This is a genomic window from Paenibacillus amylolyticus (genome assembly GCF_050990605.1).
Taxonomy (GTDB): domain Bacteria; phylum Bacillota; class Bacilli; order Paenibacillales; family Paenibacillaceae; genus Paenibacillus; species Paenibacillus amylolyticus_H.
Genome location: NZ_CP158832.1, coordinates 6565473 through 6580834 on the forward strand (window position 1 = coordinate 6565473; position 15362 = coordinate 6580834).

Consider the following 15362-nt stretch of genomic DNA (forward strand, 5'->3'; position numbering starts at 1 on the left):
CTCTGTCCCATAAATTATATATTTCGCCTCACATATTGCACATATAACCCTATAAACAAAGAATGACATATCGTTTCTCCATGGTACAGAGGCGATATGTCATGACATGAGTAAGCCCCGCATGTTGTTAATGAATCATAGACCCGACTGTTATTGTAACAATTCCAATAGCCGTTCCAGATCCTGTTGACTGTAGTAGTTGAGCTCAATTTTACCTTTATCTTTATTGTGCTTGATTTTCACTGTTGTTTTGAAACGTTCACGAAGAGATTCTTCCAAGGTATCAATGAATGGATCTTTCTTTTTCAACTTTGATTTGGCTTTAGCCTCACCTGTCTTGGAACGATCCAGTTGTTGAACAGCTTCCTCCAACTCACGTACACTCCATTGCTGATCAATGGTTTGTTTGGCAAGTTGCTTCACTACAACCTCGTCCTTCACACCCACGATCGCACGTGCATGTCCCATAGATAATGTTCCACGTGAAACATGGTCTTTTACTTCTTCGGGCAATGATAACAGACGCAAGAAGTTAGCAATGTGAGAACGTGATTTACCTACTTTTACAGACAACTCTTCCTGAGTCAACGCGAATTGATCCATTAACCCCTGATAAGCAACTGCAACTTCCATGGCGTTCAGATTTTCCCGTTGCAGGTTCTCAATCAACGCAATCTCCATTACCTGCTGATCACTGAAGTTACGGACTACAGCCGGTACGGTGGCATTACCACAATATTGTGAAGCTCTGAACCGTCGTTCTCCGGCAATAATCTCATAACCTCGTAATACAGGACGAACAATAATGGGTTGTATGACACCATGCTGACGAATGGACTCAGCCAGTTCATGTATTGCGCCCTCATCAAATACTTTACGTGGTTGATAGGGGTTAGCCCGCAGTTGACTAATCGGGATTTCTACGACTTTATCATCGTCATTAATTGAAAGCGAAGGAATGAGGGCATCAAGACCTTTTCCAAGCCGCTTACTCATAAGAAATCACTTCCTTTGCGAGCTCTAAATACACTTCCGCCCCTCTTGAACGAGGGTCATACGTAATAATGGATTGACCATGAGATGGTGCTTCACTAAGCCGTACGTTACGCGGAATAATCGTTTGATATACTTTTTGTTGAAAATACTTTTTCACTTCTTCAATAACCTGGATCCCCAGATTGGTCCGAGCATCAAACATAGTCAGCAATACCCCTTCAATCTGCAGGGAAGTATTCAGATGTTTCTGTACCAGACGAACCGTATTAAGCAACTGACTTAATCCTTCAAGTGCATAATACTCACACTGAATCGGAATGATCACCGAATCGGAAGCAGTTAACGAATTGATCGTTAACATACCAAGGGATGGTGGACAATCGATCAGTATGTAATCATAGTTTTTTTTCACCATGGCGAGTGATTTTTTCAGACGAACTTCCCGTGATATCGTGGACACCAATTCGATCTCGGCTCCGGCAAGCTGAATCGTTGCAGGTATGATATGAAGACCTTCAATCTGAGTCTCCACAATCGCTTCTTGAGGAGGAACCTCATTAATAATGACATCATATATACAATTAGCCACATCTGCTTTATTGATTCCGACTCCGCTGGTTGTATTCCCCTGAGGGTCAATATCGACAAGCAATACTCTTTTCCCGAGTGAAGCCAGTCCTGCACCCAAGTTAACAGATGTTGTCGTTTTCCCCACACCGCCCTTTTGATTTGCTACGGCCATAATCTTAGACAATTACTTCACCTCAAATAAAATAGGAGTCTTTTCTGTAGGTTGTGAGATATTGTTAACAAAAAGCAGGCGGCTATCGTCCACACAAACAACAACTACCGTTCCATCACTATACCGTTCTTTGAAAATTTCAGACCTAGCTTGCTTTATAGACATAAAAAGCGGCCCATTGCCGTCATAAGCTTCAATTATTTGCGTTTTGGAATATGGATAACGATCTCATAATGATCCTCATGGTCTGCTTCTTTTGTTTTGATGTCGAGACCTGAGCCAGTTACCATATCAATGGATTGGCGAATCGTATTAAGTGCAAGTCTTACGTCCTTGGTAAAGGAAACACGTTTGGATTTTTTGATCTTGGAAGATTCCTTGTAGAAGGCAACACGTGCTTCTGTCTGTTTCACATTCAATTCTTTTTCGATAATCTCACCGAGCAACTTCATTTGCAGTTCTTCCGTATCCAGAGAAAGTAATGCTCTTGCATGCCGTTCAGAAATTTTGCGTTCCATCAATGCGGCCTTAATACCGTCCGGAAGCTGTAACAACCGAATTTTGTTCGCGATGGTTGACTGGCTTTTGCCGAGTCGTTGTGCCAGACTTTCCTGTGTCAATTGATGCAAGTCGATCAGCTTCTGATAAGCGACAGCTTCTTCAATTGAAGTCAATCCTTCACGCTGCAAGTTCTCAATCAGTGCAATGGATGCGGCCTGAGAATCGTTGAATTCACGTACAATAGCCGGAATCGTATCCAAACCCAGTTTTCGAACTGCACGCCAGCGACGTTCCCCGGCAATAATCTCATATGATCCATTTCGCACGCGAACGACAATAGGCTGAATTACGCCATGTGTTTTGATCGTCTGCAACAACTCATCAATTTTATCATCATCAAAAATAGTACGGGGTTGATATGGGCTGCTCACAATTTCATTAACCGGAATCTGTTTGATCTCATCTCCGTTATTGCGCTCCGCCAAACCAAACAACTTCGAAAATTGTTCTTTCATTCCGCAGATTACCACCTAGTTTCGTAATAGCTCCCACAGTCTTTGCAGGTGCTTCTTATTCAATAAGCGACCTTTCACATGCATCGTTCTTGGAATAAGTTTTGCCTTTCATAACGCTTCCTGTCATGCAACATCGAACGCATATCCATCTATCTATACATATAATCTATGATCGCTGTGACCCAGGATCGGATACTTCTATTCTATCATCTTTTCTATCATAATCCTATGCTTACCTATTCTTTAAACTCTGCTAATTTTCCTGCTTTTTCTTTGTGAATATTGGAAATTATGACGACTTGCATACATTCAATTAATCATTTCAGAAATCAAAAAAAGAGAATGTTTCACGTGAAACATCCTCTTTATCTATGTCTATAATTCTATTTGTTTTGACTCACTTCCAAACCATCTCGCAACTATATCAGCGGAGTCTTCATTGGAGTACCTGGTTTGCGCGGATACTTATATGGTGTCTTATCAAATTTCTGAATCAGAATGATATGACGCTCTGATTCTTCAACCGGCAGCTGGAATGGATGAACGGCCTTAACCCGTCCTTTCAGCTGATTAAAGCTGAACTCCGCTTCCTTCATTTCTTCACGCGGGTCTCCGCCCTTCATCGCAGCGAACATTCCACCTTTGCGAACAAAAGGAAGACAGAATTCATTCAGCACAGCCAGCTTGGCTACTGCACGCGCCGTAACGAGATCGTAGCTGTCACGATACCCTTCTTTGCGTCCAATTTCTTCAGCACGTCCATGGACCAACTCCACGTCTGTCAGGCCAAGGATATCCACCACATGCTGTAGAAAGCCAATCCGTTTATTTAATGAATCAATGATCGTAAGCTTAATGTGCGGGAAACAGATTTTCAGTGGCAATCCCGGAAAACCCGCTCCTGATCCAATGTCAGCAAGCTTATTCACTTTGGTCATGTCAGTATAAAAAGCCAGCGATACCGAATCATAAAAATGCTTGGTATACACCTGCTCACGATCCGTAATTCCGGTCAGATTCATCTTTTCATTCCAGGAAACCAGCTCCTGATAATACAGCTCAAATTGCTCCAATTGGAGTTCTCCCAGTTCCAATCCATGTTCCTTCAAGCGCAGCTGAAGCTGCCGTTGAATATCGTCCATTATTGTCCCCTTGCTGCGGTTACACGGTTATAATGCTCCAGGTAGACCAGCAGAATGGAGATGTCGGCAGGAGTAACTCCAGCAATACGAGAAGCCTGACCAATTGAGATTGGACGAATCGTAGCGAGCTTCTGCTTGGCTTCCATAGCCAGACCATGAATCTCATCATATACAATAGTGTCAGGAATTTTCTTTTTCTCCATCTTTTGCAAACGTTCCACGTGGATCAATTGTTTCTCAATATAACCCGCATATTTAATTTGTATTTCGACTTGTTCTTTCATATCTGCTGTCAGTTCTACCTCAGATGGTGAGATCTGTTCAATCAGTTCATATCCCAGCTCCGGGCGACGCAGCAAGGTCAGCAACGTACTGCCATCCTGAATAGGTGTAGATCCGTACTCTTCCAGCTTGGCATTCACTTCAACCGGGCGAGCTTTAGCCACTTTCAGACGTGCAACTTCCTGCTCGACTTTCGCCTTTTTATCCAGGAATTTCGCATACCGATCATCAGGGATCAGACCGATATCATGTCCGATTTCCGTCAAACGCATATCTGCATTATCATGACGAAGCAATAGACGATATTCAGCGCGTGAAGTCAGCAGACGATACGGTTCATTGGTCCCCTTCGTTACCAGATCATCAATCAGCACGCCAATATAACCTTGGGAGCGATCAAGCACAATCGGCTCTTTATCTTGTACTTTGCGCGCTGCATTAATGCCGGCCATAACACCTTGTCCAGCCGCCTCTTCATAACCCGAAGTACCATTAATCTGACCTGCTGTGAACAGACCTGGCAGACGTTTGGTTTCAAGGGACGGCCACAATTGTGTAGGCACCATCGCATCGTATTCAATCGCATAACCGTTACGCATCATTTCCACTTTTTCCATACCCGGAATGGAGCGCAGAACCGCAAGTTGAACATCTTCTGGCAGACTTGTAGACAGTCCCTGCACATAATACTCGGATGTATTTTTGCCTTCCGGCTCCAGGAAAATCTGATGTTTCGGTTTGTCGCTGAACCGGACAATTTTATCCTCAATGGATGGACAATAACGCGGCCCAGTCCCCTCAATTACGCCGGAAAACATCGGTGCACGATGCAAATTATCATTAATAATCTGATGTGTTTCAACAGATGTATACGTCAACCAACAAGGCAGCTGCTCATTATCAGAAGATTCTGTTTCATACGAAAAAAACTTCGGCTCATCATCGCCCGGCTGAATTTCGGTTTTGCTAAAATCAATCGTATCTTTATGCACACGTGGGGGTGTACCTGTTTTAAAACGAACCAGATCAAAACCCAGTTCACGCAGATGCTCTGACAATTTAAGAGATGGTTGTTGATTGTTCGGTCCACTCTCATACATCAACTCACCCATGATCACTTTGCCGCGCAAGTATGTGCCTGTTGTCAGAACGACCGCTTTAGCCCGATACTCTGTTCCGGTCTGAGTCACAACGCCTACACATTTCCCATCTTCAACGATCAGTCGATCAACCATACCCTGACGCATCGTCAAATTACGTTCATTCTCCATCGTTTCCTTCATTTTATGCTGGTAGGAGAATTTATCTGCCTGAGCACGAAGCGCGTGAACAGCAGGCCCTTTACCTGTGTTAAGCATCCGCATCTGAATAAAGGTTTTATCGATATTTCGTCCCATTTCCCCACCAAGTGCATCAATCTCGCGTACAACATGTCCTTTGGCCGGTCCCCCAATAGATGGGTTACAAGGCATAAAGGCCACCATATCCAGATTGATCGTAATCATTAGTGTTTTGGACCCCATACGAGCTGCGGCCAGCGCGGATTCTACACCAGCATGTCCCGCACCAACGACGATTACATCATAACTGCCGCCATCAAAAGCCATTCCCGTTTACCTCCTTTATAATGAAAACAAAATACTTCTAACCGTTCAACGGAACTTGCATTCCTATCTATATGAAACCAACACGTAATGGCTACAATATCATTCCATCCTTTGACAACAGGCAGAAATTGTACCTCTCCATCATACACTACGATTTAAGTCAATCGGCAGTATATTATTTTTACTTTCCTAGACAGAACTGGGAGAAAATCTGATCAATTAATGCATCATGTGCTGTATCTCCAACAATCTCGCCCAAATGCTCCCACGCCAAACGAACATCAATCTGAATCATATCGATCGGAATGAACTGCTCTGCTGCTTCATAGGCATCCACCAGGGACTGCTTCGCTTTTTTGAGCAAAGCAATATGACGCACATTGCTCACATAGGTCAGGTCTGCAGACTCCAGTTTACCACTGAAGAATAACGTAGAGATGGCATCTTCCAGTCGATCCACACCCAGATCATCTTTCACCGACATCGGTACAAGCCGTTCTTCCGGAATGTAACGAAGCAGCACGTCACGTTCTACCTGTGGCGTTAAGTCCATTTTATTCATAATGATTATCGATTGTCTACCGCGGATTTGTTCCAATAATTCAATCTCATCGGGATGAAGTGGCTCCGCAGCATTCACCACCATCAAGATCAGATCGGCTTCACTTACCGCAGAACGAGAGCGTTCTACCCCGATCTTCTCTACAACGTCCATTGTTTCCCGGATTCCTGCTGTATCCAGCAACTTCAGTGGGATATTATTAATTGTAATGAACTCCTCGATTACATCACGAGTTGTTCCTGGAATGTCCGTTACGATAGCTCGATTATCTTGCGCAAGTGTATTCATCAATGAGGATTTACCTACGTTAGGCCGTCCAACGATAGCTGTCGTGATACCTTCTCGCAGGATCTTTCCTTGCTCTGCTGTAGTCAGCAATTTATCAATTTCAGTCATAACCTGACTGGACTTTTCTTTAATAAAATCAGACGTTAACGACTCCACATCATGCTCGGGATAATCGATATTTACTTCAATGTGAGCCAGTGTTTCCACCAATGTATATCGTAGATCACGCAGTTTGGAAGACAGTTTGCCTTCAACCTGTTTCAGCGCAACCGAGAACGCCCGGTCCGATTTGGAACGAATAAGATCCATGACACCTTCCGCCTGAGACAGATCAATCCGCCCATTAAGGAAAGCACGCTTCGTGAACTCACCGGGTTCAGCCAGACGAATATCAAGCTGCAACAACAGGTCCATGACCCGTTTTACCGACACTACACCGCCATGCGCACTGATCTCCACGACATCTTCTGTTGTGAACGAGCGTGGTGCTCGCATTACCGTCACCAATACTTCCTCAATCTTCTCCCCATTAGTCGGATCTATGATATGACCATAATGAACCGTGTGAGATGCTGCCTGAGTTAAAGGGGTTTTGCTGCGAAAAATCTTTTCCGTCTCCGACACTGCATCCGGGCCGCTGACCCGGATCACGGCGATACCCGCTTCTCCGACAGCCGTTGATATCGCTGTGATCGTATCACTGATCATGGTTATCTCTCCTTGCTCTATTTTAAATTGCCGTCCCTCGGGGAACGCCATATCCATTTTCATATCTATTAATGTTATAACATATGACATGTCACTTATCGTATTAAGTTCACTCTTCACTTGTTCTACGTGCCTTACCAAATTGCTTCTGTACGAAAAAAGCAATGGCTTCTGCACCGGGCAGGAAGCCATTGCGTCTTCAATTTCGTGTTATTTCGTCGTAATGACCACACGCCGATTAGGTTCCTCGCCCTTACTTAACGTCTTAATCTGCGGGTGATTTTGCAGTTTTGCATGAATGACTTTTCGTTCGAGCGGAGGCATTGGCTCCAGTACAACTTCCTTGCCGGTACGGATGGCTTGTCCGGCCAACCGTTCAGCCAGATCCTCCAGCGTCTTCCGCCGACGTTGACGGAAATTCTCCGCGTCGAGCACAATTCGAACGAAGCTTTCCGAGTATCGGTTCGCTACAATGTTCGTTAGATACTGGAGTGCATCCAGCGTCTGTCCACGTCTGCCAATAATCATTCCCAGATCTTCACCGGCAATATTGAAGATATGTCCATCCCGCTGTTTTTTGATATGCACTTCAACATCCAGTCCCATGCCTGCTGCGACCTCTTTCAAGAAAGCAGCCGCTTCTTCATAGGGATTTTTAGCTGCGACATCCTCAAGTAATGCATCTACTTCAGGTTTGGATGCAGCTGGCTTGATCGGCTGTGGAACAACTTCCGGCACAGGCAATAAGGTCACTTCAACTTTGGCCGCCCTCACCCCGAACAAACCCAGGAATCCTTTTGACGGCTGCTCTAACACTTGTATCTCGACCTTGTCCCGACTTACGCCAAGCTCGGTCAATCCTTGGTTTACAGCATCTTCAACGGTTTTTCCTGACGTAATGACTTTGGTCATTTCGATTTTTTGGCCCCTTTCGACCCTTTTCCAGAGACGGTCGCTTTGCCACCGTTTTTGCGTTTAGCTCCATTTTTGGAAGAGCTATTCTGCTTCACGTTGACCTCAGCCACGATTTTATCATTATTCCGGTAAAGGAAATAGTTTTGCACGATCGTGTAGATGTTACTGTAGAACCAGTACAGCGGAAGTGCTGACGGGAACTGGTAAGACATCACGAAGATCAAAATTGGGTATACCCACAGCATAAACTGCATCGGACCAATTTGCTGTGCAGGGTTCATACGCATCATCATCCATGTTTGAATGAATGTTGTGATGGCAGCCAGCACTGGCAAAATAAACAGGTGATCCGGTTCCCCGAGCTGGAGCCACAAGAAATCATGTGTTCTCAGACTGGAGTTTCCGTAAATTGAGTTATAAAGTGCGATGTAAATCGGCATCTGAATCAGAAGTGGCAGACAACCCGCCATCGGATTAACTTTGTTCTCCTGAAACAACTTCATTGTTTCTTGCTGAACTTTCTCAGGTGTATCTTTAAACTTGGCTTGAATCTCCTTCAGCTGCGGCTGAATGGCCTGCATAGCTTTGGAGCTACGGACTTGTTTCATTGTTAATGGTAAAATCAATGTCCGTACAATAAGCACCATCACGAGGACGGCCAGTCCATATTCACCTTTGAACCAGTTGGCGAATGTATCCAGCGCCAGTGAGAACCAGTACACAACATTGGCTTGCCAAAAAGAATCACTATTCTTTAGATCTTCCGTAGTAACCCCGGCTCCTTGTGGAGTACATCCGGCGAGTACAGTGACCATTGCAATGACTGCAATGAGGAGAATCCACTTCCCCTTTGATGTCTTCAATCGCGACACTTCATAACCCCTCTCTTAACCATTCCATTCCACCGTAAATCATACCATAATTAGGAGGACAAATAAACCGAAGCTTACCGCTTGCTCGACTTCAAAAGAGAGCCCTTTCGCATCGCATGTAGCAGGCTTTTTTCCATTTCCTTATAGGGCATGTCCAGTGCACCTTTTCTGACGATAAAAATCAGATCCATCTGCGTGACGATCTCATGCTCATGATGACGAACAATTTCCTTGATCATGCGTCTCATCCGGTTGCGTACGACAGCGTTTCCGATTTTCTTGCTGCATGATACGCCGACCCGAAATTGTTCCGTATCTTTACGGCGACAGCCATACACCACGAATTGATGATTGGCAAACGATTTTCCATACCGGTATACGCGGCTAAAGTCCGCCCGGTTTCGTAGACGCAGTCTTTTATACACGGCGCTTCTCCTTGCTGTTCTCCACCAATGTTGTTGACGGAGGCCTCATTACTGATTTAGTATAGGCTTTCTTGAATGACGGTAAACCGTCTTGGCGACAACTTCATTTGGGATGATTGTTAATCAGCTGCTTGAACTGATCAGCATTCATCCGGGATAAAGGTTGATTGGCTATTTTAAACCAATCGGACGATCATCATTATATAAGGTAAGTTTTCGACAAATGGAAAACTCACTCAACATACTTCGTGTGTGTTCAGCACTTTTTCGCAGACCATTCAGACCTGATCTGTAGCAGCATCCAGTCTGATTTGAGCTCATTAAGAAAAAAAAGACCACCTCGGTGGTCTTCAATGCATTAAGCACTCAGGTTTTTACGGCCTTTAAGGCGACGTGCGGCCAAAATTTTACGGCCGTTGCTCGTGCTCATTCTTTTCCGGAAACCATGAACTTTTTTACGTTTGCTAACGTTCGGTTTGAATGTAGGTCTCAATGTATTGCACCTCCTTACAAGGAAATACTTATGTGATGAATCATTTTCATCTTCACAGAAAACACCTTTATATATTTAACCATGATCACCTGGAAAAGTCAACAGCAAGGCGCAGGGCTTCTCCCTCTTTTATATACACTCTTCATCCCGCCCAAAGTAATGACCACAATCCGTTCACTTCAATACCATTCCCAAGCCCCGAAGAAATCCTGAAAGTTATCCCCAGACCCTGATCTCATCACCATATTTCAGCATTTATAGTTATCCACACCCTCCAATACCCGCTATTTCCTTTATCACATCCTGTTTAAAGTTATTCACATGTGGATAATGATTATAGGTTATAAATATTGTCGAATTTGAATCAGGTTGTATCCGCTTCAATAATGGTTTACAAGCTTTTGAGAAAGGTGTAGGATAAAAATCACATCTTGTATACAAGTAGTCCTTTGAAAAAAAACATGAGCCGTTAGCATGCAGCTACAGACTATGGATTGAACTGAAATGTCCAGTCCGCAAAATAGTTATGCTATGAGCAGTAATGAACTGATTATTATTAATAGGAGCGTTAGCCATATGTTATTTCCTTCTTCCTGGCTTCAAGGAGCTTCACGTGGTGAAGCCATTGCCTGTGAATTAAGGCTGCGGATCATCAGTGGTGCCCTTCGACCTGGAGAGATTTTGTCGGAAAATCGAATTGCGGCTGATTTTGACAGCAGTCGTTCACCTGTACGTGAAGCGTTAAGAACATTGTCTAATGAAGGTCTTATTCGACTTGAACGTATGGGTGTGGTTGTCATTGGACTACGAATTAAGGATGTCGAAGAATTGTATGATGTCCGTTTCCTGATTGAAAGTTTTGTGCAGCAGCGACTCGCTGGTGATGTACCAGAATCATTAATCACCCAGTTGCGTAACGTGATCGACAAAATGCAACTTGCTGGACGGCATCAGGACGCCGTCGAATTCGCCTATCAGGATCTTGTTTTCCACGAGACCATCATTGACGCTGCTCAGCATTCCCGCATTTCACATCTATGGAAGAGTATTCGATATGTTGTGATGACCGTTATGCTGCTCACAACGCGCAGAGTATTTGTTCAAGGCGAGCAGAAAGTAAGCGCTGTAATTGAGAAGCACCGTTTGCTGGTTGAAGCACTTGAATCCGGTGACAAGATGCTCATTCAGGCTGGAGTCCGCACGTATTTCCAGGATTCTGGCAAAACCCTGCACGAAAGCTTTGATTCCTAAAAGGAGCAAGGTGTTTGCAATCACATCCGCTGTGAGTGATTGCGGCTTAACTTGTCGACAAGTATACAAAATGCGATTTTGTTTTCATTTTGGGCAGGATAAAACTACATTTTTCGCCAATACCTCCTCTATTTAGTACCGGCATAAAAAATTGTTGACGATAATTTCACTTGTAAGCGTTCTATATCAGAAATAAAGGAGCACACAACATCATGAGCACTCTTTTTGGACTATCCCACAACGCAACATTATTGGTCTGGACGTTAATTGCGATCGTTTTTCTGATCGTTTTGATATCCAAGTATAAATGGAATCCCTTTATCACCCTGCTGTTGTCCGCATTAATGCTCGGTTTGCTTACAGGCATGAAACCTGCCGATGTCATCTCTTCCATTACCGGGGGACTTGGCGGCACACTTGGAACCATTGCAATTGTAATTGCTCTCGGTACGATGCTTGGTAAGATGATGGCCGAATCTGGCGGTGCCGAGCGCATTGCAACTACATTGGTCGATCGGTTCGGTGTGAAACGTGTGCACTGGGCTATGATGATTGTTGGATTTATCGTTGGTATTCCCGTTTTCTTCGAAGTTGGCGTGATTTTGATGATCCCCATCATTTTCACAGTTGCACGTAAAACTAACATGTCTTTGCTGCAGATTGGTATTCCCATTTTGGCGGGTCTGTCGACTGTACACGGTTTGGTTCCACCACATCCAGCGCCAATGATAGCGATTGAAGCCTTCAGCGCGGATCTGGGCAAAACCATTTTGTACTCTCTTATTGTTGGTATTCCTACAGCAATTATTGCAGGTCCCATATTTGGTAAATTTATTGGTAAAAGAATACACACCGAACCGCCAGCAGAACTGGCTGAACAATTCGCAACCAAAACAAATAGCAACATGCCTGGGTTTGGTATTACCCTTTTTACCATATTGCTGCCGGTTATTCTAATGCTGATTGGTTCCATAGCAAGCATCATTGACCCAAATGCCACGAGCGGCTTCACTGTTTTCAGTGAATTTATCGGTCATGAGATCATTGCTCTGCTCATTTCAGTTGTGTTTGCCCTCTTTTCACTCGGCTTTGCACGTGGATTCACCAAGCACGATATTTCTCGCTTCACCAGTGAATGTCTGGCGCCTACGGCGACCATCATTCTCATTATTGGTGGAGGCGGTGCCTTCAAACAGGTATTGATTAACAGTGGTGTAGGTAACGCCATTGCTGAAGTGGCCACCCATGCCAACATTAATGTAATCTTCTTCGCTTGGCTTGTCGCTGCACTTATTCGTGTAGCTACCGGTTCAGCAACCGTAGCCATGACAACAGCTGCTGGCATCGTCGCTCCAGTGCTTGCACTCACACCAGGGGCCAATATTGAGCTGGTTGTACTCGCCACAGGCGCGGGGTCACTCATCTTGTCTCATGTGAACGATGCAGGATTCTGGATGATCAAAGAATTCTTTAATATGAGCGTTGCCCAGACATTGAAAACGTGGACCGTTATGGAAACACTATTATCCGTGGTCGGACTGATCTTTATTTTGCTCCTGAGTACAGTGGTATAAATGGAGTCTCTATAGTAGAAAGAAATTAAAATCTCATCGCTTTCTGGAGAAAGAAGGATTATATATATGAACAACTATATGATTGGGATCGATATTGGTACCACCAGTACCAAATCCGTGTTATTTACCGAGCAAGGCTCTGTCGTAAGTACTTCAACACAGGAGTATCCTTTGTATACCCCTGCACCCGATGTTGCCGAGCAGGACCCTGAAGAGATTGTACAAGCGGCCCTGCGCTCTGTCCGGGGAGTTATGGATCAGAGTGGCGTTGCTGCCGAGCAGATCCTGTTTGTATCCTGTAGCTCGGCTATGCATAGTGTCATTGCCATGGGACAGGACAACCAACCTTTAACCCGCTGCATCACCTGGGCGGATAATCGAAGTGCTGCTTGGTCTGCCCAGCTTCAAGAGAATGGATTAGGACACCGCATCTATCTCCGCACAGGTACGCCGATCCATCCGATGTCACCGCTGACCAAATTAATGTGGCTGCACCACGATGAACCTGAACTTTTCGAGTGCACCGCCAAATTTATATCGATTAAAGAATATCTGTTCTTCCGTCTATTCGGGCAATATGTTGTTGATCATTCCATCGCTTCCTGTACCGGCTTGCTCAATCTGGAGCAACTGGACTGGGATGCAGAGGCCCTTCAGGTAGCAGGCATTACACCGGATCATCTTTCAAAGCTCGTACCCACAACATATATATTAGAAGGAATGAATCACGAATCGGCTGAAAAAATGGCTCTCTCCCCCTCCACGCCCTTTGTTATTGGCGCAAGTGATGGAGTTTTATCCAATCTCGGTGTAAACGCCATTGAACCTGGTGTTGTCGCAGCAACCATCGGAACCAGCGGAGCCATTCGTACCGTCGTGGACCGTCCGGTTACCGATCCGAAAGGTCGAACGTTCTGTTACGCTCTCACAGAGAATCTTTGGGTTATTGGCGGGCCTGTGAATAACGGTGGCATGCTGTTTCGTTGGGTGCGGGATGAATTCGCCGCGTCTGAAGTGGAGACAGCAAAGCGACTTGGCATTAATTCCTATGATGTGCTGACCAAAATTGCCGAACGTGTCCGGCCAGGATCGGAAGGGCTTCTGTTCCATCCGTACCTGTCGGGCGAACGCGCCCCATTGTGGAATCCGGATGCCCGTGGTTCCTTTTTTGGCTTAACACTCCATCATCAGAAAGAGCATATGATCCGTGCTGTCCTGGAAGGGGTTATTTTCAATCTATACACGGTACTGCTGGCTATGGAAGAACAGATTGGGCAACCTACCTCTATTCAAGCCACAGGTGGGTTTGCGCGTTCTCCTCTCTGGCGCCAGATGATGTCCGATATCTTCAATCAGGAAGTGGTTGTACCCGAGAGCTTCGAAAGTTCCTGCCTGGGTGCCGTTGTGCTTGGTTTGTACGCTACAGGGCGGATCCAATCGCTTCATGCCGTTTCTTCCATGGTGGGTACAACGCATCGACATACCCCTGTCAAAGAGAATGCTGTACTCTACCAGGAGCTGCTGCCCATCTTTATTCGGATCTCTCGCAAACTGGAAGAGGAGTATGCAGATATCGCTGAATTCCAGCGTAAAATGTCCCTTCCCCGTCTCTAAATTCATCAATCTATATACTTCATCTCTTCACCAAAAACGAAGGGTGTCCCCTGAAACCGATTTTTGGTTTCAGGGGACACCCTCTTTTGCTATACACGCATAAACTATCCTTTGAATTCATATTATACATTCATATACTTGATCCTCCATATTAGAGCATCAGCTTCCCCCTTGATCCTGATGATTCACATTACATATGTCTCAAAATGAAGTCCTCTTGGTCCACCTATTCTTCTACATCGCTGATCAAAGAATTACCATCTGTTCAGAAAATACACCACTGATCTTGTTCAATTAAAGGCATGAGTTTACTGCACGCTCCGTCTCCTACCCTGACACGAATTCGTGGCTTTCACCATCGCCCCATCGGCATGAAAAACACGAGGGTGAGAGGTCACTCTTTTTCCGATCTCAATCATGCTCCATTTTCAATTCACGGTTATCCACAGACAGGTTATTCACAAACGAATAATACTTTTACACACAATATGGCATCATTTGACGGATAACCTGTGTATAAAACATTTTTGGTTTTTGGGTCTTCCTGTCGAAAATTAAACAGTTTATAAACAATATATTGTGTTGTGACTAAAAATTATACACAAGTTATTGAATTTGTGGATAAAATCACGCGATACGTTGAAATGCGGGGTTTCTTTTGCTATGATTGTATTACTTTTGGATGTGAATATGTGATCTGACCCATAATATTATCAACAGCCTGTGGATAAAGTTGTGAACAATTTTCCGTTGTTCATACTTTTTTTGTTTTCGACCTGCGGGGGTTTGGGGATAAATTCAACAATATATCTCGTATTTCGACACTGCATCATGGCTTAAGCCACACTTGGAACATGTAAAAGGAGTGACAGTCT

General features: G+C 44.6%; 13 protein-coding genes. 3 read left to right on the forward strand and 10 right to left on the reverse strand.

All coding sequences use genetic code 11. The features are described from left to right. Positions 1-150: 150 nt before the first annotated feature. From ABTV53_RS28905 to rpmH, 10 genes are all read right to left on the reverse strand, one after another. Positions 151-996 carry a ParB/RepB/Spo0J family partition protein gene (locus ABTV53_RS28905; RefSeq protein ID WP_017691423.1) on the reverse strand — a complete coding sequence of 282 codons (846 nt, stop codon included), beginning with the start codon at positions 994-996 and terminating at the stop codon, positions 151-153. Continuing rightward, positions 989-1750, reverse strand: a complete 762-nt coding sequence (locus tag ABTV53_RS28910) for a ParA family protein (RefSeq protein ID WP_024629525.1) — start codon at positions 1748-1750, stop codon at positions 989-991. The genes ABTV53_RS28905 and ABTV53_RS28910 overlap by 8 nt, the downstream gene beginning before the upstream one ends. Before the next feature lie 185 nt (positions 1751-1935). Beyond that, the gene (noc, locus tag ABTV53_RS28915) at positions 1936-2754 is read right to left on the reverse strand and encodes a nucleoid occlusion protein (RefSeq protein ID WP_433749262.1); all 819 of its coding nucleotides are present in this window, start codon (positions 2752-2754) and stop codon (positions 1936-1938) included. A gap of 419 nt (positions 2755-3173) precedes the next feature. Next, positions 3174-3896: a 16S rRNA (guanine(527)-N(7))-methyltransferase RsmG gene (gene rsmG, locus ABTV53_RS28920; protein WP_433749265.1), complete on the reverse strand. Its 723-nt coding sequence runs from the start codon at positions 3894-3896 to the stop codon at positions 3174-3176. Further along, positions 3896-5785, reverse strand: coding sequence for a tRNA uridine-5-carboxymethylaminomethyl(34) synthesis enzyme MnmG (gene mnmG / locus ABTV53_RS28925; RefSeq protein ID WP_433749268.1), 1890 nt, complete (start codon positions 5783-5785; stop codon positions 3896-3898). The genes rsmG and mnmG overlap by 1 nt, the downstream gene beginning before the upstream one ends. Before the next feature lie 181 nt (positions 5786-5966). After that, positions 5967-7343 (reverse strand): tRNA uridine-5-carboxymethylaminomethyl(34) synthesis GTPase MnmE, encoded by a 1377-nt coding sequence (gene mnmE, locus ABTV53_RS28930; RefSeq protein WP_433749271.1) that lies wholly within the window; start codon positions 7341-7343, stop codon positions 5967-5969. 210 nt (positions 7344-7553) lie between these two features. Further along, positions 7554-8255 (reverse strand): RNA-binding cell elongation regulator Jag/EloR, encoded by a 702-nt coding sequence (gene jag / locus ABTV53_RS28935; RefSeq protein ID WP_433749274.1) that lies wholly within the window; start codon positions 8253-8255, stop codon positions 7554-7556. After that, positions 8252-9130, reverse strand: a complete 879-nt coding sequence (locus ABTV53_RS28940) for a YidC/Oxa1 family membrane protein insertase (RefSeq protein ID WP_433749277.1) — start codon at positions 9128-9130, stop codon at positions 8252-8254. The genes jag and ABTV53_RS28940 overlap by 4 nt, the downstream gene beginning before the upstream one ends. Positions 9131-9204: 74 nt before the next feature. Then, positions 9205-9555, reverse strand: a complete 351-nt coding sequence (gene rnpA, locus ABTV53_RS28945; protein ID WP_036611981.1) for a ribonuclease P protein component — start codon at positions 9553-9555, stop codon at positions 9205-9207. Positions 9556-9913: 358 nt separating this feature from the next. Beyond that, positions 9914-10048, reverse strand: coding sequence for a 50S ribosomal protein L34 (gene rpmH / locus ABTV53_RS28950; protein WP_017691413.1), 135 nt, complete (start codon positions 10046-10048; stop codon positions 9914-9916). Between the two features lie 576 nt (positions 10049-10624). Here rpmH and ABTV53_RS28955 point away from each other — a divergent pair. From ABTV53_RS28955 to gntK, 3 genes are all read left to right on the forward strand, one after another. Then, complete coding sequence (locus ABTV53_RS28955; protein WP_433749280.1) at positions 10625-11299, forward strand: GntR family transcriptional regulator; 675 nt, start codon at positions 10625-10627, stop codon at positions 11297-11299. Between the two features lie 212 nt (positions 11300-11511). Continuing rightward, positions 11512-12873: a gluconate:H+ symporter gene (locus tag ABTV53_RS28960; RefSeq protein ID WP_433749283.1), complete on the forward strand. Its 1362-nt coding sequence runs from the start codon at positions 11512-11514 to the stop codon at positions 12871-12873. 66 nt (positions 12874-12939) lie between these two features. Next, positions 12940-14487, forward strand: coding sequence for a gluconokinase (gene gntK / locus ABTV53_RS28965; RefSeq protein ID WP_433749286.1), 1548 nt, complete (start codon positions 12940-12942; stop codon positions 14485-14487). The last annotated feature ends 875 nt before the right edge of the window (positions 14488-15362 follow it).

Bases quoted from the DNA above. Each gene is read 5' to 3' on its own strand.
- gntK (WP_433749286.1), top strand. From the start codon at position 12,940: ATGAACAACTATATGATTGGGATCGATATTGGTACCACCAGTACCAAA.
- jag (WP_433749274.1), bottom strand. From the start codon at position 8,255: ATGACCAAAGTCATTACGTCAGGAAAAACCGTTGAAGATGCTGTAAAC.
- ABTV53_RS28905 (WP_017691423.1), bottom strand. From the start codon at position 996: ATGAGTAAGCGGCTTGGAAAAGGTCTTGATGCCCTCATTCCTTCGCTT.
- mnmE (WP_433749271.1), bottom strand. From the start codon at position 7,343: ATGATCAGTGATACGATCACAGCGATATCAACGGCTGTCGGAGAAGCG.
- ABTV53_RS28955 (WP_433749280.1), top strand. From the start codon at position 10,625: ATGTTATTTCCTTCTTCCTGGCTTCAAGGAGCTTCACGTGGTGAAGCC.
- noc (WP_433749262.1), bottom strand. From the start codon at position 2,754: ATGAAAGAACAATTTTCGAAGTTGTTTGGTTTGGCGGAGCGCAATAAC.
- ABTV53_RS28960 (WP_433749283.1), top strand. From the start codon at position 11,512: ATGAGCACTCTTTTTGGACTATCCCACAACGCAACATTATTGGTCTGG.
- mnmG (WP_433749268.1), bottom strand. From the start codon at position 5,785: ATGGCTTTTGATGGCGGCAGTTATGATGTAATCGTCGTTGGTGCGGGA.
- rsmG (WP_433749265.1), bottom strand. From the start codon at position 3,896: ATGGACGATATTCAACGGCAGCTTCAGCTGCGCTTGAAGGAACATGGA.